The sequence below is a fragment of the Pantoea phosphatilytica genome (assembly GCF_051025615.1).
In the GTDB taxonomy this organism is placed as follows: Bacteria; Pseudomonadota; Gammaproteobacteria; order Enterobacterales; family Enterobacteriaceae; genus Pantoea.
This window is the reverse complement of the sequence record NZ_JBPFDF010000001.1, coordinates 732,690-750,485: the sequence shown is the minus strand read 5'-3', so window position 1 is coordinate 750,485 and position 17,796 is coordinate 732,690. Positions and strand designations below refer to the sequence as shown.

Here is a 17,796-nt window from a genome sequence, read left to right as displayed (position 1 = left end):
AACCTCTCCTGGGCGTTTGTTAATGATTTGTAAGATGCGGGTCAATACTACTTGAATATTTACGCCACGCCAATCACCGCAATTTCACGTTATAATGCGCCGAATGTTTCTGACTGCAAAGCCCATGCGAAAAACTTCTCAACGAATTCACCAGGATAAACGATTCAGCCGCCCGACGCGTGATACGCGGCGTGCCCCTGCCCGTCCCGCAGCCCCGCGCCGTGTCATTCTGTTTAACAAACCCTTCGACGTTCTGCCGCAGTTTACCGATGAAGCGGGCCGCCGCACGCTGAAGGATTTTGTCAGCGTCGCAGAGGTCTATGCCGCCGGTCGCCTCGACCGCGACAGCGAAGGATTGATGGTCCTGACCAATGACGGCGCCCTGCAGGCCGCGCTGACCCAGCCCGGTAAACGCACGGGTAAGGTCTATTATGTGCAGGTAGAGGGCGAGCCACAGGAGGCGGATCTGCAGCCGCTGCGGGATGGGGTTAATCTGAAAGATGGCCCGACGCTTCCCGCTGGCATCGAAAAAGTGGCCGAACCGGCGTGGATCTGGCCGCGTCAGCCGCCGATTCGCGAGCGCAAAAGCATCCCGACCCAGTGGCTGAAGGTCACGCTTTATGAGGGCCGGAATCGTCAGGTTCGCCGGATGACCGCCCATATTGGCTTTCCCACGCTACGGTTGATCCGCTATGCCATGGGGAGTTATACGCTCGACGATCTGGCACCGGGCGCGTGGCGTGACATCAGCGACAGCCCGCGCTGAAAACCCTTTTTTTATAACCTCAGGTTAACAAACGCGGAGAAAGGATGTTTAAACCTCATGTTACTGTCGCCTGCCTGGTTCAGGCTGAGGGTGAACTGCTGGTGGTGGAGGAGACGATTAACGGTCGCGCCACCTGGAACCAGCCTGCCGGGCATCTCGAAGCCGATGAAACGGTGCAGGAGGCCGCCGCGCGCGAACTCTATGAAGAGACCGGCATCGCAGCGCAGATGCACTATTTCATCGGGATCCATCAGTGGATCGCCCCGGACAGTACACCTTTTGTGCGTTTTCTGTTTGGTGTCGATCTGGCGGAAAAGGCGCCTGCTCAGCCGCATGACAGTGACATCGATTGCTGCTGGTGGCTGCCGCCAGCGCAGATACTCACTGCCTCTAACCTGCGTTCGCCGCTGGTGGCGGAGAGCGTGCGCCTGTGGCAACAGGGCATCCGTTATCCGTTACATCTGGTCAGCCCGTTCCAGTGGCCGTTTCATGAGGGTGCGCGCCTGCCTTCAGCATGATAGAATGCGCCGCCTGTTTTTTTATCGTAATGCGAGCGTGTCATGTCTGACAACAGCCAGAAAAAAGTGATCGTCGGTATGTCCGGCGGCGTCGATTCTTCCGTTTCCGCCTGGTTACTGCAGCAGCAGGGTTATCAGGTTGAAGGCCTGTTCATGAAGAACTGGGAGGAGGACGATGGCGAGGAGTATTGTACCGCCGCGGACGATCTGGCGGATGCGCAAGCGGTCTGTGACAAGCTCGGGATTAAGCTGCACAAGGTTAACTTTGCGGCGGAATACTGGGATAACGTCTTTGAGCACTTCCTCGAAGAGTATAAGGCGGGTCGCACGCCTAACCCCGATATTCTCTGTAACAAAGAGATCAAATTCAAAGCGTTCCTGGAGTTCGCCGCAGAAGATCTCGGTGCCGATTTCATCGCGACCGGTCACTACGTGCGTCGCAAGGATGTAGCGGGCCAGAGCCAGCTGTTACGCGGGCTGGATGGCAACAAAGATCAGAGCTACTTCCTCTACACGCTGAGCCACCAGCAGATCGCCCAGAGCCTGTTCCCGGTGGGTGAGCTGGAAAAACCGGAAGTGCGCCGCATCGCGGAGCAGCTGGATCTGATCACCGCGAAGAAGAAAGACTCGACCGGCATCTGCTTTATCGGCGAGCGCAAATTCCGCGACTTCCTGGCGCGCTATCTTCCGGCGCAGCCTGGCGAAATTGAAACGACCGACGGCCAGATCGTCGGCGAGCATCAGGGGCTGATGTACCATACGCTGGGACAGCGTAAAGGTCTGGGCATCGGCGGTCTGAAAGAGAGTAAAGATGACCCGTGGTATGTGGTCGATAAGGATGTAGCGCGAAACCGCCTGATTGTCGCCCAGGGTGGCGATCATCCGCGCCTGATGTCGGTTGGTCTGATTGCACAGCAGCTGCACTGGGTCGATCGCAATCCGATCACCGCCCCGCTTCGCTGCACCGTGAAAACCCGCTATCGTCAGACCGATATTCCCTGTGAGATCCTTCCGCAGGGCGATGACCGGATTGAGGTGCGTTTCGACGAGCCGGTTGCCGCCGTTACGCCGGGCCAGTCCGCGGTGTTTTATCTTGGCGACATCTGCCTCGGTGGCGGTATTATCGAACAGCGTCTGCCGCTGGTGACAGAGTAAGCGGGCCTGGCCCGCATTGATGACGCGTAAACAGGAGTAACCGTGGCGAAAAATTATCAGGACATCACGCTGGCGCTGGCGGGCATCTGTCAGTCCGCGCACCTTGTGCAGCAGCTGGCTCAGCAGGGCCACTGCCAGCCGGAGGCGCTGACCGTCTCGCTGCGCAGCGTACTGGATCTCAATCCTGGCTCCACGCTGGCGGTGTTCGGCAACAGTGAAGCTAACCTGCGCCTCGGACTCGAAACCCTGATGGCGATGCTGAACAGCACCAGTCGCCAGGGCGCCGGGGCTGAACTGACCCGTTACACACTGAGCATGATGGTACTGGAGCGCAAGCTCAGCGGCAGCCAGTCCGCCATGAACACGCTGGCGCAGCGTATCAGCCAGCTGGATCGTCAGCTTGCCCACTATGAACTGGAGTCGGATACCATTCTCAGCGCGATGGCGGCCATCTACGTGGATGTGATCAGCCCGCTGGGCCCGCGCATCCAGGTCACCGGCTCTCCGGCGGTTCTGCAGAATACCCAGGTTCAGAGCAAGGTCCGCGCCACCCTGTTAGCCGGTATCCGTGCTGCGGTACTGTGGCAGCAGGTCGGTGGTGGCCGACTGCAACTGATGTTCTCGCGTCAGCGTTTGCTGCGTGAAGCGAAAACCCTCTTATCCCGGCTGCCACTGACTTACTAAGTCGGTGCGGCAAAACACTGCTAAATGATTCAGGAGTTGCACTGATGGAATTATCCTCTCTGACCGCCGTCTCACCTGTCGATGGTCGTTACGGCGATAAAGTCAGCCCGCTGCGTGCGATTTTCAGCGAATTTGGTTTGCTGAAATTCCGCGTTGAGGTTGAAGTTCGCTGGTTACAAAAACTGGCCGCGACCGCAGAGATCAAGGAAGTTCCTGCATTTGACGCTGACGCAAACGCTTTCCTCGATGCGATTGTCGCCGGTTTCTCAGAAGACGATGCCGCGCGTATCAAAACCATTGAGCGCACCACCAACCACGATGTGAAGGCGGTAGAGTATTTCCTGAAAGAGAAAGTCGCCGATTTCCCTGCCCTGCACGCCGTCTCGGAATTCATTCACTTCGCCTGCACCTCCGAAGATATCAACAACCTGTCGCATGCGCTGATGCTGGAAACGGCGCGCCGTGACGTGATCCTGCCTTACTGGCAGCAGCTGATTGGCGCCGTGAAAGGGCTGGCCAGCGAATACCGCGATATTCCGCTGCTCTCCCGTACCCACGGCCAGCCCGCGACCCCTTCCACCATGGGTAAAGAGATGGCGAACGTCGCTTACCGCATGGAGCGTCAGCTGCGTCAGCTGAACCAGGTCGAAGTGCTGGGTAAAATCAACGGCGCGGTCGGCAACTACAACGCCCACATTGCCGCCTATCCTGAAGTGGACTGGCACACGCTGAGCGAAGAATTTGTCACCTCGCTGGGCGTGACCTGGAACCCCTACACCACCCAGATCGAGCCGCACGACTACATCGCCGAGCTGTTCGACTGCATCGCCCGTTTCAACACCATCCTGATCGATTTCGATCGTGATATCTGGGGCTACGTGGCACTGAACCACTTCAAACAGAAAACCATCGCCGGTGAGATTGGCTCCTCGACCATGCCACACAAGGTCAACCCGATCGACTTCGAAAACTCCGAAGGCAACCTGGGCCTGGCGAACGCCGTGCTGCAGCACCTGGCCAGCAAACTGCCGGTTTCCCGCTGGCAGCGTGACCTGACCGACTCCACCGTGCTGCGTAACCTCGGCGTGGGCGTGGGTTATGCACTGATCGCCTATCAGGCCACGCTGAAAGGCATCTCCAAGCTGGAAGTGAACCGCGACCGCCTGCTGGACGAGCTGGATCACAACTGGGAAGTCCTGGCTGAGCCGATCCAGACCGTAATGCGCCGTTACGGCATCGAAAAGCCGTATGAAAAGCTGAAAGAGCTGACGCGCGGCAAGCGCGTGGATGCCGCCGGTATGCAGGCCTTTATCGACAGCCTGGCGCTGCCGGAAGAGGAGAAAGTGCGTCTGAAGCAGATGACGCCGGCAAACTATCTTGGCCGTGCTATCCGGATGGTTGACGATCTGAAATAATGCCCGCCGCAGACCGGTTCTCTCCGGTCTGCGTTAACATCTTGTTTAATACATTTCGCGTATACTTTCTGCAGGTTGACTCAAACAGAGTGTAAGGAATTTCTATGCGTGTTCTGGTTGTTGAAGACAATGCCCTGCTGCGCCATCATCTCGCCGTCCAGTTACGTGACATGGGCCATCAGGTCGATGCCGCCGAAGACGCCAAAGAAGCCGACTATTTTCTGCGGGAACATCTGCCGGATATCGCGCTGGTAGACCTCGGGCTGCCGGATGAAGATGGCATGTCGCTGATTCGCCGCTGGCGCAGTGATGCCGTGCGTCAGCCGATCCTGGTGCTGACCGCCCGTGAAGGCTGGCAGGCAAAAGTCGAGGCGCTGGAAGCCGGTGCGGATGACTATGTGACCAAGCCGTTCCACATTGAAGAAGTGGCCGCACGTCTGCAGGCACTGATGCGCCGCAACAGCGGGCACGCCTCGCAGATCATTGATATGCCGCCCTTCCAGGTGGATCTCTCCCGTCGCGAACTGACGGTTAATGAGGAGCCGGTGAAACTCACCGCCTTTGAGTACACCATTGTCGAGACGCTGATCCGTAATGCAGGAAAAGTTGTCAGCAAAGATTCGCTGATGCTGCAGCTCTATCCGGATGCAGAACTGCGTGAGAGCCACACCATCGACGTGCTGATGGGCCGTCTGCGCAAAAAGATCCTGGCGCTGCACCCGACCGACGTGATCGCCACCGTGCGTGGCCAGGGTTACCGCTTTGATCTCTGACCATGTCCTGGTTTAATCGCTATCGCCCGATTTCGCTGCGGGCCCGCTTTCTGCTGGCCTCCGCAGCTATCGTTCTGTTCCTCTCCCTCTCTTATGGCATGGTCGCGGTCATTGGCTATGTGGTGAGTTTCGACAAAAATACCTATCGTGTGATGCGGGGCGAGAGCAACCTGTTCTTTACGCTGGCGCAATGGCATGACAACAAGCTCACCATCGCTCAGCCGGAACGGATGACGCTTAACTTCCCGACACTGGTGTTTATCTACGATGAGCACGGCAAACTGCTGTGGCAGCAGCGCGACGTGCCGGATATCCGTAAAAAGATCCGCCGGGAGTGGTTGCTGAAGCCTGACTTCTACGAAATTGATACCAGCAACCATACCAGTATGATGGCGATGGGTAATAACCTGAACGCACAGCAGCGGCTTAATGACTGGGATACAGACAGCAACGACACTTTCACGCACTCGGTTGCTGTGAACCGTTACGATGCCACCACCAATCTGCCTGCGCTCACCATCGTCGTGGTGGACTCGATCCCACAGGAGCTCCAGCACTCGGACGTCGTCTGGTCGTGGTTCAGCTATGTGCTGGCGGCGAACCTGATCCTGATAGTGCCGCTGCTGTGGCTGGCGGCGCACTGGAGCCTGCGGCCTATCGGCACCCTGACCCAGCAGGTGCGTGAACTGGAGACCAGCCAGCGCGAAAATCTGGCGGACAATCCGCCGCAGGAGCTGCGCAGCCTGGTGCGTAACCTCAATCTGCTGCTGACGAATGAGCGGCAGCGCTACACCCGTTATCGCACTACCCTGTCTGACCTGACCCACAGCCTGAAAACGCCGCTGGCCGTGTTGCAGAGTACCCTGCGGTCGCTGCGCAACGGGAAAGAGCTGACGGTGGAACAGGCTGAACCGGTGATGCTGGAGCAGATCAGCCGCATCTCGCAGCAGGTGGGATACTATCTGCATCGCGCCAGTATGCAGGCCGACCACAATCCGCTGCAGCGCGACCTGCACTCCGTTTCCGGCCTGCTCGACAGCCTCTGTTCCGCCCTGAACAAAGTCTATCAGCGCAAAGGCGTGGCGATTACGCTCGATATCTCTCCGGAACTGACCTTCGTGGGCGATCAGAACGACTTTATGGAAGTGCTGGGCAACGTGCTCGATAACGCCTGCAAATATTGCCTGGAATTTATCGAAGTCAGCGCGTTTCAGAGTGAAAACGTGCTGCACCTCTACATCGACGATGATGGCCCCGGCATCCCTGAAAGCAAGCGCGATCTGGTGTTTGTCCGTGGCCAGCGGGTGGACACCCTGCGACCCGGCCAGGGATTAGGCCTGGCGGTGGTGCGCGATATTCTCGAACAGTATGAGGGTAACGTCATCGCCTCCAGCAGCGCGCTGGGTGGCGCGCGGATGGAAGTGATCTTTAAGCGCCAGGAAGTCGAACATCGCCGCGAGTAGAAACCGTCCGGGGCTGTTATACTTGCTGGCATTTGCAGCCCTAAGCGGAACCCTTGTATGGACTATCAGCTCGATCTTAACTGGCCCGATTTTATTCAGCGCTACTGGCAGAAACGCCCGGTAGTGCTGAAGCGTGGTTTTAAAAACTTTGTGGATCCTCTTTCCCCGGATGAACTGGCCGGACTGGCGATGGAAAACGAGGTGGACAGCCGCCTGGTCAGCCATCAGGACGGTAAATGGCAGGTCAGCCACGGCCCGTTTGAGAGCTACGATCACCTGGGCGAGAACAACTGGTCGCTGCTGGTTCAGGCGGTTAACCACTGGCATGAGCCTTCGGCGGCGCTGATGCGTCCTTTCCGTTTCCTGCCCGACTGGCGCGTTGACGACCTGATGGTCTCATTTGCCGTGCCTGGCGGCGGTGTCGGCCCCCATTTCGATCAGTATGATGTCTTTATTATTCAGGGGATGGGCCGCCGTCGCTGGCGCGTCGGGGAAAAGGTGCCGCTGAAGCAGCACTGCCCGCACCCGGATCTGCTGCAGGTCGAACCCTTTGACGCCATCATCGATGAGGAGATGGAGCCGGGCGATATTCTCTATATTCCGCCAGGATTCCCGCATGAAGGCTACTCGCTGGAGAACGCGCTGAACTACTCTGTCGGCTTCCGCGCCCCCAGCGGCCGCGAGCTGATCAGCGGATTCGCCGACTATGCGCTGGCCAATGAACTGGGCAGCCTGCGCTTCAGCGATCCGGACGTACCCGCGCGTGACTGCCCGTCGCAGATCCTGCCGCAGGAAATTGAAGGGGTGCGTCAGCTGATGCTGGATGTGGTCAATCAGCCTGAACATTTCGAACGCTGGTTCGGCGAATTTATTTCACAGTCACGCCATGAACTGGATGTCGCGCCGCCGGAACCGCCTTATCAGCCTGACGAGATCTACGATGCGCTGCAGCAGGGTGACGCCCTGAGCCGGTTAGGTGGCCTGCGAGTGCTGACGATTGGCGAGGCGGTCTATGTGAACGGCGAGCAGGTTGAGTGTTCGCGTCCTGAGGTGATGGCGGTTCTGGCCCATCACAGTCGCATCACGCTGGACGATCTGGGTGATGCGCTGGACGATCCGGCTGTGCTGGCGCAGATCGCTGGTCTGGTGAATGCTGGTTACTGGTACTTCGGCGACGAATAAGCCGCGCGGCGCATCCCTGCGCGGCGGCTGAATCAGGCGCTCTGTCACGGTGACAGAGCGCCTTTTTTAATCCTTCTTCTGTGCCGCCAGCTCTGACAGGCGCACAATCACCTCGACCGATTTCGCCATGATATTCAGTGAGGCAAACTCATGTTTACCATGGTAGTTGTAGCCACCGGTAAAGATGTTCGGGCACGGCAGGCCTTTCCATGAAAGTGCCGACCCATCGGTTCCGCCGCGGATCGGCTTCACTACCGGCTCAATGCCGCAGTCGCGCATCGCCTGCAACGCCAGCTCGATGATGTGCGGGAACGGCTCAACCTTTTCACGCATATTACGGTAGCTGTTGGTGATGTCGACCGTCACTGAGCAGTCCGCATGCAGGCTCCTGTTAATCTCCGCAGCAATCTGCAGCAGCGTTGCTTTACGCTGCTCAAAACGTTCAGTCTCAAAATCACGGATGATGTAGAGCATTTCGGCGTGTTCGACCGTGCCCTTAATCTGATGCAGATGATAGAAACCCTGATAGCCGTCGGTGAACTGCGGTTTTTCGCTGGCCGGAACCGCCGCGTGGAACTGGTTAGCCAGATCCAGCGCATTCACCATCACCCCTTTAGCCGAACCAGGATGCACATTGTTGCCGACGATTTTCACGGTGGCCGAGGCGGCGTTGAAGTTTTCATACTCGAACTCGCCCAGATCGCTGCCGTCGATGGTGTAGGCCCAGTCTGCGGCAAAAGCTTCTACGTCAAAGTGCGAGGTGCCGCGGCCAATCTCCTCATCGGGCGTAAAGGCCACGCGGATAGCGCCGTGCGGCCTGTCGCTGGCGGCCAGTTCCGCCATCGCCGTCATGATCTCGGCAATACCCGCTTTATCGTCCGCGCCCAGCAGGGTTTTACCATCGGTGGTGATCAGCGTGTGGCCGATCAGCTTGTGCAGCACCGGGAACATCACCGGCGACAGAATCTCATTGCCGTTACCCAGCGCAATATCGCCGCCGCGATAATTCTCGATGATCTGCGGATTCACATGCTTCGCCGTAAAATCGGGAGAGGTATCCATGTGGGAGATGAAACCGATGACCGGCGTCGGCCAGTCAACGTTGGCGGGCAGCGTGCCCATGACGCAGCAGTGATCGCTTAAGGTGACATCGACAAAGCCCAGCGCCAGCAGCTCCTCCTGCAGCTGACGCGCCAGCGTCCACTGCCCTTCACTGCTGGGCACCTGGCGCGCCTGCGGCTTAGCCTGGGTCTCAACTGCCACATAACTCAAAAAGCGCTCAAGTAACTGTTCCATATCCCATCCTTTAAAAGTGCCGTCCGCTATTATTCACAGACCCGCCGAACGCAATGTTGCGTAAAATCATTCGCAGACAGGTTAGCGCGGTCGGGAACCTTTGGGAAAGCAATAAGCCTGAAAAAAGCGACACACCGGTGAATGTTGCGGCCAATCCCGCACTATTTCCTGTAACGGCCCCCATTAGCGCCGATCGGGCGGCCAAATCATGGCATTACCGCATTTTTCAGGTATCATCCGCCCTCTTTGCTGGCTGGCCGCATGATGCGGCTACGCTGAAACTGTCCGACCTCTAACAGACTGAGACTAAAATGACGCAAACACGCGCACAGCAGGCGCTGGTTACGCTTTCTGGCATCAGTAAAGCTTTCGACGGTAAAACCATCATTGATGATTTTAACCTGACCATTCATCACGGTGAGTTCATCACCCTGCTCGGCCCGTCGGGCTGCGGCAAAACGACGATCCTGCGCCTGATCGCCGGTCTGGAAGATGCCGACCGTGGCCGGATTTTGCTCGACGACCAGGAGATTACCAGCACGCCCGCCGAGCATCGTCACGTCAATACCGTGTTTCAGAGCTATGCGCTGTTTCCGCATATGACGGTGTTTGAGAACGTGGCGTTTGGCCTGCGGATGCAGAAAACGCCGGCAGCGCAGATTAACGAACGGGTTAACGAGGCGCTGGCGATGGTGCAGCTGGAGAGCTTCGCCGATCGGCGTCCGCATCAGCTCTCTGGCGGCCAGCAGCAGCGGGTGGCGATCGCCCGCGCCGTGGTCAACCGGCCCAAAGTGCTGCTGCTGGATGAGTCACTCTCGGCGCTGGACTACAAGCTGCGCCGTCAGATGCAGAATGAGCTGAAGGCGCTGCAGCGTAAGCTCGGCATCACCTTCATCTTTGTCACGCACGATCAGGAAGAGGCGCTGACCATGTCCGACCGTATCGTGGTGATGCGTGACGGCAAGGTAGTACAGGATGGTACGCCACGCGAAGTCTACGAAGAGCCTGAAAATCTGTTTGTCGCCCGCTTCATCGGCGAAATTAATCTGTTTGATGCAGAAGTTATCGCCGCCGATGACGCGCCTGCGGTGCGTGCGCGGGTCGAGGGGCGCGAATGCCAGATCCACTGTCCCTTCCCGGTGAGTGCCGGTGACCGGCTCCATGTGATGCTGCGACCGGAAGATCTGCGGGTCGATGAGATCCATGATGAGCGCCCGGCAGATGGCCTGATTGGCTATGTACGCGAACGAAACTATAAAGGCATGACGCTGGAGTCCGTGGTCGCGCTGGAGAATGGCAAGCTGATTACGGTCAGCGAATTCTTTAATGAAGACGATCCAGACTTCGACCACTCGCTGAATCAGAAGATGGTGGTGAACTGGGTGCCAGGCTGGGAGGTGGTGCTGCCCTATGAAGCTGATGCGTAATGGTTTTCAGAAGTGCGTTATCGCGCTGATTGTCGGCTGGCTGACGCTCTTCGTCTTTATCCCTGATCTGATGATCTTCATCACCAGCTTTCTGACGCGTGATGAAGCCCGTTTTGTCAGCACGACGCCGACGCTCAGCAACTATGGTCGCCTGCTCGATCCGCTCTATGCAGAGGTGCTGCTGCACTCTCTGAATATGGCGCTGATCGCCACACTCGGCTGCCTGCTGCTGGGCTATCCCTTCGCCTGGTGTCTGACGAAACTGCCGCCGCGCCTGCGTCCGCTGATGCTGTTCCTGTTGATTGTGCCGTTCTGGACCAACTCGCTGATCCGTATCTATGGCCTGAAAATCTTTCTCAGCACCCGTGGCTGGCTGAACGATGGCCTGCTGTCGCTGGGGGTGATCGACAAGCCGTTTCGCCTCATCTATACCCCGGAAGCGGTGATCCTCGGTCTGATCTATATCCTGCTGCCGTTTATGGTGCTGCCACTCTACTCCAGCCTGGAGAAGCTGGATAAGCCGCTGCTGGAAGCGGCGCGCGACCTGGGTGCCGGTAAGCTGCAGACCTTTTTCCGGGTGATTCTGCCGCTGACCATGCCCGGCATTATCGCGGGCTGCCTGCTGGTGTTTATCCCGGCGATGGGGCTGTTCTATGTTGCCGACCTGATGGGCGGCGCCAGAAACCTGCTGATTGGCAATATTATCAAGAGCCAGTTCCTGAATATCCGGGACTGGCCACTGGGGGCTGCCACCAGCGTCGTCATGACTTTGATAATGGGGTTGCTGCTGCTGATCTACTGGCGCGTCGCACGACTGCTGAATAACAGGATGGATTTAGGATGATGGCTCGCCTGTTACGCGGCTCTTTCATGGCGCTGATTTACGCCTGGTTCTACATACCGATCATGATTCTGATCGCCAATTCGTTTAACGCGTCCCGGTTTGGTATCAACTGGCAGGGTTTCACGACGACGTGGTACAGCCTGCTGCTGAACAACGACAGCCTGCTTCAGGCGGCGCAGCATTCGTTGATCATGGGCGTGCTCTCTGCCAGCTGCGCCACGCTGATCGGTGCGCTGACCGCCGTGGCGCTCTATCGCTACCGTTTCCGCGGCAAGCCGTTTGTCAGCGGCATGCTGTTTGTGGTGATGATGTCGCCCGACATTGTGATGGCCATCTCCCTGCTGGTGCTGTTTATGCTGCTGGGCATTTCGCTGGGCTTCTGGTCGCTGCTGATCTCCCATATCACTTTCTGCCTGCCGTTTGTGGTGATTACGGTCTACTCGCGACTGAAAGGGTTTGATGTGCGGATGCTGGAGGCGGCCAAAGATCTCGGTGCCAGCGAAACGACCATCCTGCGCAGGATCCTCCTGCCGCTGGCGATGCCCGCTGTCGCGGCGGGCTGGCTGCTGAGCTTCACCCTGTCAATGGATGATGTGGTGGTCTCGTCGTTCGTCTCCGGCCCGACGTTTGAGATCTTACCGCTGAAGATCTACTCCATGGTAAAGGTTGGCGTCTCACCCGAGGTGAATGCGCTGGCCACCATTTTACTGCTGCTGTCGTTGCTGCTGGTTGCGGCCAGCCAGTGGTTACTGCGCGACAGAAATCGATAAGAGGAAAGAGGATGAAAAAGCGATCTCACTGGCTGGCGGCAGGTGCGCTGCTGCTGGGCATGAATGTGGCTCAGGCCGACGACAGCAACACGCTCTACTTCTATAACTGGACGGAGTATGTGCCGCCGGGGCTGCTGGAGCAGTTTACCAAAGAGACCGGGATTAAGGTGATCTACTCCACCTATGAATCCAACGAGAGCATGTACGCCAAGCTGAAAACCTGGAAGGATGGCGCATACGATCTGGTGGTGCCCTCGACCTATTTCGTGGCAAAGATGCGTAATGAAGGGATGCTGCAGAAGATCGATAAAAGCCAGCTCAGTAACTTCAGTAACCTCGATCCCGATCTGCTGAATAAGCCGTTCGATCCCAACAATGACTACTCGATCCCCTATATCTGGGGCGCCACGGCGATCGGCGTGAACACCGATGAGATCGATGCCAGCAAGGTGACCCGCTGGGCCGACCTCTGGAAGCCGGAATATAAGCAGAGCCTGCTGCTGACCGACGATGCGCGCGAGGTGTTCCAGATGGCGCTGCGCAAGCTGGGCTACTCCGGCAATACCCGCGACCCGGCGCAGATCAAAGCGGCGTATCTGGAGCTGAAAAAACTGATGCCCAACGTGCTGGCTTTCAACTCCGATAATCCGGGGAATCCTTATATGGAAGGTGAGGTGAATCTGGGGATGCTCTGGAATGGGTCGGCTTATGTCGCGCGTCAGGCGGGCACGCCGTTAGCGGTGGTCTGGCCTGAAGAGGGCGGCATCTTCTGGATGGATAACCTGGCAATCCCGGCCAATGCGAAAAACAGAGCCGGCGCGCTGAAGCTGATCAACTTCCTGCTGCGCCCGGACGTCGCCGCCAGAGTCGCGGAAACCATCGGTTATCCCACGCCGAACCTGGCCGCCAAAGCCCTGCTGCCACCGGCCGTGGCGAACGATCCTTCGCTCTATCCCCCCGCCGACGTGATTAAAAAGGGTGAATGGCAGGATGACGTGGGAGAGGCCAGCGTTCAGTACGAAACGCTGTTCCAGCAGCTGAAAGCCGGGCGCTAAAGCAGCAGGCTGAGAGGGGGCGCGGAGCAAAAGCGCCGCGTGCCCCAGCTCAGCTCCGCGTTGTGGCGTCTCAGGGGCGGTTTTACGATCCGGCACAGACGCTCTGCGCCGGGTCAGCGTCACTCACCCGCCCCGCTTACCGGAAGCAACCACGCAGCAGTTTGTGAACAAACTCCGGGACGACTTCGCTCGCCAGGCCATAGTGCCGTTCGGCAAACTCGTTGCCGACCTGGCTCGGTTCAAGATTGAGTTCAACCGTATGCGCGCCCTGAAGTTTAGCCTCATGCACGAATCCCGCCGCCGGGTAGACGTGGCCTGAGGTGCCAATCGCAATAAAGTAATCGGCCTGCTCCAGCGCCTGATAAATCTCCTCCATACCCAGCGGCATCTCACCGAACCACACCACATGCGGCCGCAGCGCCGAGGGGAACTGGCAGCAGGTGCAGCGGTCGTCCGGGGTAATATCCCCGGTCCATTCGATCACCTGACCGCTGGAGACGCAGCGCACTTTTAACAGCTCGCCGTGCATGTGCAGCACCCGGCTGTTACCGGCCCGTTCATGCAGGTTGTCGATGTTCTGCGTCACCAGCAGGAAATTGTCGCCTAACACCTGCTCCAGCTCCGCCAGGGCCACATGCGCCGCGTTGGGCTGGATCTCTGGCTGCTGAAGCTGCTGGCGGCGCGCGTTGTAGAAGCGCTGCACCAGCGCCGGATCGCGCTGAAAGCCCTCCGGTGTCGCCACATCTTCAACGTGATGCTCTTCCCACAGGCCGTCAGCGGCGCGGAAGGTGCGGATGCCGGACTCCGCAGAGATGCCCGCGCCGGTCAGCACGACCACATGCGGCAGAGGATGGGCGGCCAGTTCGGCCTGACGGTCGCGCTCAAAAATGCGCTGACGGAAGCGCTGATGCACCTTTCTCCGGGTTTTCTTCAGGCGGGCAAGTCGCAGGCGGCGACGTGGTGTACGCATAAAATCTCCTGGCGTAGCGGCTGCGGCGAGCCGCTATAAACAGTTTCCGGGTAACTTCACCCGATAGTAACGGTTGCTGCGGGCCTGGCCCTACAGCAAAGGTCTTAAAACAGAGACGGCGCGAAATCACTCGCGCCGCCTTTTATTACTGACCGCTTAATACCCGAGCCGGGTCGATGCGGCTGGCGCGCCTCGCCGGATACCAGCTCGCTAACAGACTCAGCAGAATCGCGGTGATCAGTACTGAGAACACATCAATCCAGTGCAGTTCCGACGGCAGGAAATCGATAAAGTAGATATCGCCTGCCAGCAGATGATGGCCGGTCAACGACTCCAGCCCGCGCACCAGCGAGGTCAGATTCAGCGCCACCAGCACGCCCGCGATCACACCGCTGACGCTGCCCAGCAGCCCCGCCAGCAGACCGTACCAGATGAAGATGGCGCGGATCAGCCGGTCTTTCGCGCCGAGCGTGCGCAGCACCGCGATGTCACTGCTCTTATCCTTCACCGCCATGACCAGCGTAGAGACGATGTTAAAGCAGGCCACGCCGATCACCAGCACCATCGCCAGATACATGATGGCGCGGATCATCTGAATATCCCGGTACATGTAGCCGTAGGTGCCAATCCAGCTCTTTATATAGACGTAAGAGCGGGTCGCTTCCCCGGCATCCCGCACCAGCTTAACCGCCTGGAACGGATCGCTCATTTTCAGGGCGATGCCGGAAACGCTGTCACCCATCTCCAGATAGTGCTGCGCGTCCGCCAGCGGTACCAGCGCCAGGCTGTGATCGAGCATACCGCTGAGTTGCAGGATGCCGCTGACCTGCAACCGGATGCGTTTGGGCTGCAGCAGTTTGTTGTCGCCATCGTTGTTGGGGATCATGATGGTGATCCAGTCGCCCTGCTTCACATTCAGCGATTTCGCAATGCCACCGCCAAGGATGATCTGCTGCTTACCCGCGGCAAAAGAGGACCAGGCGTTATCGGCCACGAACTGCGGCAGCGCGCTGAGGCGCGGCTCCTGAGCCGGATCGACGCCCTTCACCTGCAGCGCCTCCAGCCGGGCGCCGCTCTCAATCAGGCCGGTGAAGTTCACATAGGGCGCGGCCGCCGCAATACCGGGCACCTTCTCTATCGGTGCGATCAGGGATTGCCACTGGCGGAACGGCTGGTTGACCGCCTCTATTTCACCGTGCGGCACGACCGCCAGAATACGGTTGTTCAGCTCGCGCTCAAACCCATTCATGGCGCTCAGGCCGATAATCAGCACCGCCACGCCCAGCGCGATACCCACGGTGGAGATGACCGAAATCAGCGACACCATGCCGCCACGGCGGCGCCCGCGGCTGAAGCGCAGGCCCAGCAACAGGGATAACGATGAACCCATTACACCGCTCCTGCCAGAGTGAGCTGGTCGCTTAACTGGCCGTCACGCATCTCCATCTGACGCGTCATCCGTTTTGCCAGCATCAGATCGTGGGTCACCACCAGAAACGCGGTGCCCTGACGGACGTTCAGTTCGCCCAGCAGTTCAAAGATGGCATCGGCGTTGCGTGCATCCAGGTTACCGGTCGGCTCATCCGCCATCACCAGCCGCGGACGGTTCACCAGCGCGCGGGCAATCGCGACACGCTGACGCTCTCCGCCCGACAGTTCAGACGGCCGGTGGGCGGCGCGATGATCCAGCCCGACCGCAGCCAGCATCTCCCGCGCCCGCGCCTGCGCTTCCGCTTTCGCAATTTTGCCAATCAGCAGCGGCATCGCCACGTTCTCCAGCGCGCTGAAGTCCGGCAGCAGATGGTGGAACTGATAGATAAAGCCCAGCTCGCGGTTGCGCAGCTCCGCTTTGGCCGAGGAGGACATGGCATTCAGTGACTGACCATCAAACACCACATCGCCCGAGGTCGGCGCATCCAGGCCGCCGAGCAGATGCAGCAGCGTACTTTTACCGGAGCCGGAGCTGCCGACGATCGCCGTCAGTTCGCCGGGCTGGAGGCTGAAAGCCACATTGCGCAGCACATCGGTCTGCACGCTGCCTTCCTGATAGCGTTTGCACAGGTCGCGGCACTGCAACAAAGGAGAGTTACTCATAACGTAAAGCCTCAGCAGGTTGAACGGCGGCAGCGCGCCACGAAGGATAGAGCGTAGACAACAGCGCAACGATCATCGCGCTGAGGGCGATGGTAATCACCTGCCACAGGTTAATATCCACCGGCAGCGCGGCGCCATCGAGGAACAGGCCAATCACCGGCATCAGGTTGTTGAGCTGGCTGGCCAGCAGCACGCCCAGCAGTGCGCCGAGCAGCGTGCCGATAATCCCGGCGCTGGCGCCCTGCACCATAAAGACAGCGACAATCTGCCGGCGCGTCAGGCCCTGCGTCTGCAGGATCGCCACTTCGCCCTGCTTCTCCATGATCAGCAGACCCAGCGACGTGATGATGTTAAACGCCGCCACCGCGATGATCAGGCTCAGCAGCAGGCCCATCATATTTTTCTCCATGCGCACCGCCTGGAAGAGATCGCCTTTGCGCTCACGCCAGTCTTTCCAGACCAGCCCCGCAGGCAGGCTCTGCTGACTCAGGCTGTCCACCGACAGCGGCTTGTCGAGCCAGAGACGCCAGCCGGTGATGTTTCCGGCCGGATAGCGCATCACGCGTGACGCATCCTGAAGATTGACCAGGATCTGATAACCATCGACTTCGCTGTTCGCCGCGTAGGTGCCCGCCACGGTAAACAGACGCTGGCTCGGCACGCGCCCCATCGGCGTAAACTGGCTGACCGACGGCACCATCAGACGCAGCTGATCGCCCCGTTTTACGCCCAGCTGCGACGCGATCTGTTCGCCGAGGATCACGTTGTACTGTCCGGGCTGCAGCACGCTCTGCCGGGTGTTTACCAGGAATGGCGTCAGCGGATCTTTTTCATCAGAATTAATTCCCAGCATCACGCCCACGGCGACGCTGTGCGGACTTTGCAGCACCACGCTGGCGGTCGTCAGCGGTGCAGTGCGGCTGACGCCTTGCAGATTCAGCGAGGCGGCGGGTTGTTGCTGCGGATTGAGGCTGCCTTTGTCGCTGGTGATCAGCGCCTGAGGCATCAGGCCAAGAATGTTGCCTTCGAGTTCACGCTCAAAACCGTTCATCACTGAGAGGACGGTCACCATCGCCAGCACGCCGAGCGTAATGCCAATCGTTGAGAGCCAGGAGACAAAGCGACCGAAGCGATCCGATGCTCGTCCGCGCATGTAACGCAGACCGATAAATAGCGCGACAGGTTGATACATGGAATTCAGTAAGCCGTTGCCTGAAAATAGGTAGTGGGATGATAAAGGAGCGGCTGGCTTTATGAAACCTCTAACCCTCTGAGTCGGCAGCAAAGTTGCATCAGAATGCGTCACCTTCAACTTCAAAGCAGCGGAATAGCCGATAAAGCCGTCGCTTATTGGCGGATTATTCTCCGCCCCTGCGGGTAGACT

The 17,796-nt window shown here is 58.8% G+C and carries 18 protein-coding genes; 13 read left to right on the top strand and 5 right to left on the bottom strand.

Annotation, left to right across the window (positions count from 1 at the left end):
• Positions 1–103 precede the first annotated feature (103 nt).
• The 8 genes from rluE to ACR6AS_RS03750 all read left to right on the top strand — a co-directional run bounded on the left by rluE (position 104) and on the right by ACR6AS_RS03750 (position 7,956).
• On the top strand, positions 104–766 hold the full coding sequence (rluE, locus tag ACR6AS_RS03785) for a 23S rRNA pseudouridine(2457) synthase RluE (protein WP_434161163.1): 663 nt from the start codon (positions 104–106) through the stop codon (positions 764–766).
• A gap of 44 nt (positions 767–810) precedes the next feature.
• Complete coding sequence (locus tag ACR6AS_RS03780; RefSeq protein WP_111138685.1) at positions 811–1,284, top strand: NUDIX domain-containing protein; 474 nt, start codon at positions 811–813, stop codon at positions 1,282–1,284.
• Positions 1,285–1,326: 42 nt separating this feature from the next.
• On the top strand, positions 1,327–2,439 hold the full coding sequence (gene mnmA, locus ACR6AS_RS03775) for a tRNA 2-thiouridine(34) synthase MnmA (protein WP_111138684.1): 1,113 nt from the start codon (positions 1,327–1,329) through the stop codon (positions 2,437–2,439).
• A gap of 42 nt (positions 2,440–2,481) precedes the next feature.
• Positions 2,482–3,123: a high frequency lysogenization protein HflD gene (gene hflD, locus ACR6AS_RS03770; RefSeq protein WP_293769549.1), complete on the top strand. Its 642-nt coding sequence runs from the start codon at positions 2,482–2,484 to the stop codon at positions 3,121–3,123.
• Between the two features lie 44 nt (positions 3,124–3,167).
• Positions 3,168–4,538, top strand: a complete 1,371-nt coding sequence (gene purB, locus ACR6AS_RS03765) for an adenylosuccinate lyase (RefSeq protein ID WP_111138682.1) — start codon at positions 3,168–3,170, stop codon at positions 4,536–4,538.
• Positions 4,539–4,642: 104 nt separating this feature from the next.
• Complete coding sequence (gene phoP / locus ACR6AS_RS03760; RefSeq protein WP_111138681.1) at positions 4,643–5,311, top strand: two-component system response regulator PhoP; 669 nt, start codon at positions 4,643–4,645, stop codon at positions 5,309–5,311.
• A gap of 2 nt (positions 5,312–5,313) precedes the next feature.
• A complete protein-coding gene (gene phoQ / locus ACR6AS_RS03755) occupies positions 5,314–6,774 on the top strand; it encodes a two-component system sensor histidine kinase PhoQ (protein WP_111138680.1) in 1,461 nt (486 codons plus the stop codon).
• Between the two features lie 57 nt (positions 6,775–6,831).
• A complete protein-coding gene (locus ACR6AS_RS03750) occupies positions 6,832–7,956 on the top strand; it encodes a ribosomal protein uL16 3-hydroxylase (RefSeq protein WP_111138679.1) in 1,125 nt (374 codons plus the stop codon).
• A gap of 66 nt (positions 7,957–8,022) precedes the next feature.
• On the opposite strand, the gene pepT is transcribed toward ACR6AS_RS03750, so the two are convergent.
• Complete coding sequence (gene pepT / locus ACR6AS_RS03745; RefSeq protein ID WP_111138678.1) at positions 8,023–9,252, bottom strand: peptidase T; 1,230 nt, start codon at positions 9,250–9,252, stop codon at positions 8,023–8,025.
• 53 nt (positions 9,253–9,305) lie between these two features.
• Between pepT and ACR6AS_RS03740 the strand changes: the two genes are divergently transcribed.
• Genes ACR6AS_RS03740 through potD form a run of 5 tightly spaced genes read left to right on the top strand, consistent with a single transcriptional unit; the run spans position 9,306 to position 13,348 of the window.
• Positions 9,306–9,548 (top strand): hypothetical protein, encoded by a 243-nt coding sequence (locus tag ACR6AS_RS03740; protein ID WP_146240819.1) that lies wholly within the window; start codon positions 9,306–9,308, stop codon positions 9,546–9,548.
• A 15-nt stretch (positions 9,549–9,563) separates the two neighbouring features.
• Positions 9,564–10,679, top strand: coding sequence for a spermidine/putrescine ABC transporter ATP-binding protein PotA (gene potA / locus ACR6AS_RS03735; RefSeq protein ID WP_111138677.1), 1,116 nt, complete (start codon positions 9,564–9,566; stop codon positions 10,677–10,679).
• Positions 10,672–11,523, top strand: coding sequence for a spermidine/putrescine ABC transporter permease PotB (potB, locus tag ACR6AS_RS03730; protein WP_111138717.1), 852 nt, complete (start codon positions 10,672–10,674; stop codon positions 11,521–11,523). The genes potA and potB overlap by 8 nt, the downstream gene beginning before the upstream one ends.
• Positions 11,520–12,293, top strand: a complete 774-nt coding sequence (gene potC, locus ACR6AS_RS03725) for a spermidine/putrescine ABC transporter permease PotC (protein WP_111138676.1) — start codon at positions 11,520–11,522, stop codon at positions 12,291–12,293. The genes potB and potC overlap by 4 nt, the downstream gene beginning before the upstream one ends.
• Positions 12,294–12,304: 11 nt before the next feature.
• Positions 12,305–13,348, top strand: coding sequence for a spermidine/putrescine ABC transporter substrate-binding protein PotD (gene potD / locus ACR6AS_RS03720; RefSeq protein ID WP_111138675.1), 1,044 nt, complete (start codon positions 12,305–12,307; stop codon positions 13,346–13,348).
• Between the two features lie 136 nt (positions 13,349–13,484).
• On the opposite strand, the gene cobB is transcribed toward potD, so the two are convergent.
• From cobB to lolC, 4 genes are all read right to left on the bottom strand, one after another.
• A complete protein-coding gene (gene cobB, locus ACR6AS_RS03715; protein ID WP_111138674.1) occupies positions 13,485–14,318 on the bottom strand; it encodes a Sir2 family NAD+-dependent deacetylase in 834 nt (277 codons plus the stop codon).
• A gap of 145 nt (positions 14,319–14,463) precedes the next feature.
• Complete coding sequence (gene lolE / locus ACR6AS_RS03710; protein ID WP_111138673.1) at positions 14,464–15,708, bottom strand: lipoprotein-releasing ABC transporter permease subunit LolE; 1,245 nt, start codon at positions 15,706–15,708, stop codon at positions 14,464–14,466.
• Positions 15,708–16,412: a lipoprotein-releasing ABC transporter ATP-binding protein LolD gene (lolD, locus tag ACR6AS_RS03705; RefSeq protein WP_128085105.1), complete on the bottom strand. Its 705-nt coding sequence runs from the start codon at positions 16,410–16,412 to the stop codon at positions 15,708–15,710. Before lolD ends, lolE begins: the two co-directional genes overlap by 1 nt.
• The gene (lolC, locus tag ACR6AS_RS03700; RefSeq protein ID WP_434161158.1) at positions 16,405–17,604 is read right to left on the bottom strand and encodes a lipoprotein-releasing ABC transporter permease subunit LolC; all 1,200 of its coding nucleotides are present in this window, start codon (positions 17,602–17,604) and stop codon (positions 16,405–16,407) included. Before lolC ends, lolD begins: the two co-directional genes overlap by 8 nt.
• Positions 17,605–17,796: the final 192 nt, after the last annotated feature.

Bases quoted from the DNA above. Each gene is read 5' to 3' on its own strand.
- lolE (WP_111138673.1), bottom strand. From the start codon at position 15,708: ATGGGTTCATCGTTATCCCTGTTGCTGGGCCTGCGCTTCAGCCGCGGG.
- potB (WP_111138717.1), top strand. From the start codon at position 10,672: ATGCGTAATGGTTTTCAGAAGTGCGTTATCGCGCTGATTGTCGGCTGG.
- phoP (WP_111138681.1), top strand. From the start codon at position 4,643: ATGCGTGTTCTGGTTGTTGAAGACAATGCCCTGCTGCGCCATCATCTC.
- lolD (WP_128085105.1), bottom strand. From the start codon at position 16,412: ATGAGTAACTCTCCTTTGTTGCAGTGCCGCGACCTGTGCAAACGCTAT.
- phoQ (WP_111138680.1), top strand. From the start codon at position 5,314: ATGTCCTGGTTTAATCGCTATCGCCCGATTTCGCTGCGGGCCCGCTTT.
- mnmA (WP_111138684.1), top strand. From the start codon at position 1,327: ATGTCTGACAACAGCCAGAAAAAAGTGATCGTCGGTATGTCCGGCGGC.
- ACR6AS_RS03750 (WP_111138679.1), top strand. From the start codon at position 6,832: ATGGACTATCAGCTCGATCTTAACTGGCCCGATTTTATTCAGCGCTAC.
- ACR6AS_RS03780 (WP_111138685.1), top strand. From the start codon at position 811: ATGTTTAAACCTCATGTTACTGTCGCCTGCCTGGTTCAGGCTGAGGGT.
- lolC (WP_434161158.1), bottom strand. From the start codon at position 17,604: ATGTATCAACCTGTCGCGCTATTTATCGGTCTGCGTTACATGCGCGGA.
- rluE (WP_434161163.1), top strand. From the start codon at position 104: ATGTTTCTGACTGCAAAGCCCATGCGAAAAACTTCTCAACGAATTCAC.
- cobB (WP_111138674.1), bottom strand. From the start codon at position 14,318: ATGCGTACACCACGTCGCCGCCTGCGACTTGCCCGCCTGAAGAAAACC.
- pepT (WP_111138678.1), bottom strand. From the start codon at position 9,252: ATGGAACAGTTACTTGAGCGCTTTTTGAGTTATGTGGCAGTTGAGACC.
- purB (WP_111138682.1), top strand. From the start codon at position 3,168: ATGGAATTATCCTCTCTGACCGCCGTCTCACCTGTCGATGGTCGTTAC.
- ACR6AS_RS03740 (WP_146240819.1), top strand. From the start codon at position 9,306: ATGTTGCGTAAAATCATTCGCAGACAGGTTAGCGCGGTCGGGAACCTT.
- potC (WP_111138676.1), top strand. From the start codon at position 11,520: ATGATGGCTCGCCTGTTACGCGGCTCTTTCATGGCGCTGATTTACGCC.
- potA (WP_111138677.1), top strand. From the start codon at position 9,564: ATGACGCAAACACGCGCACAGCAGGCGCTGGTTACGCTTTCTGGCATC.
- potD (WP_111138675.1), top strand. From the start codon at position 12,305: ATGAAAAAGCGATCTCACTGGCTGGCGGCAGGTGCGCTGCTGCTGGGC.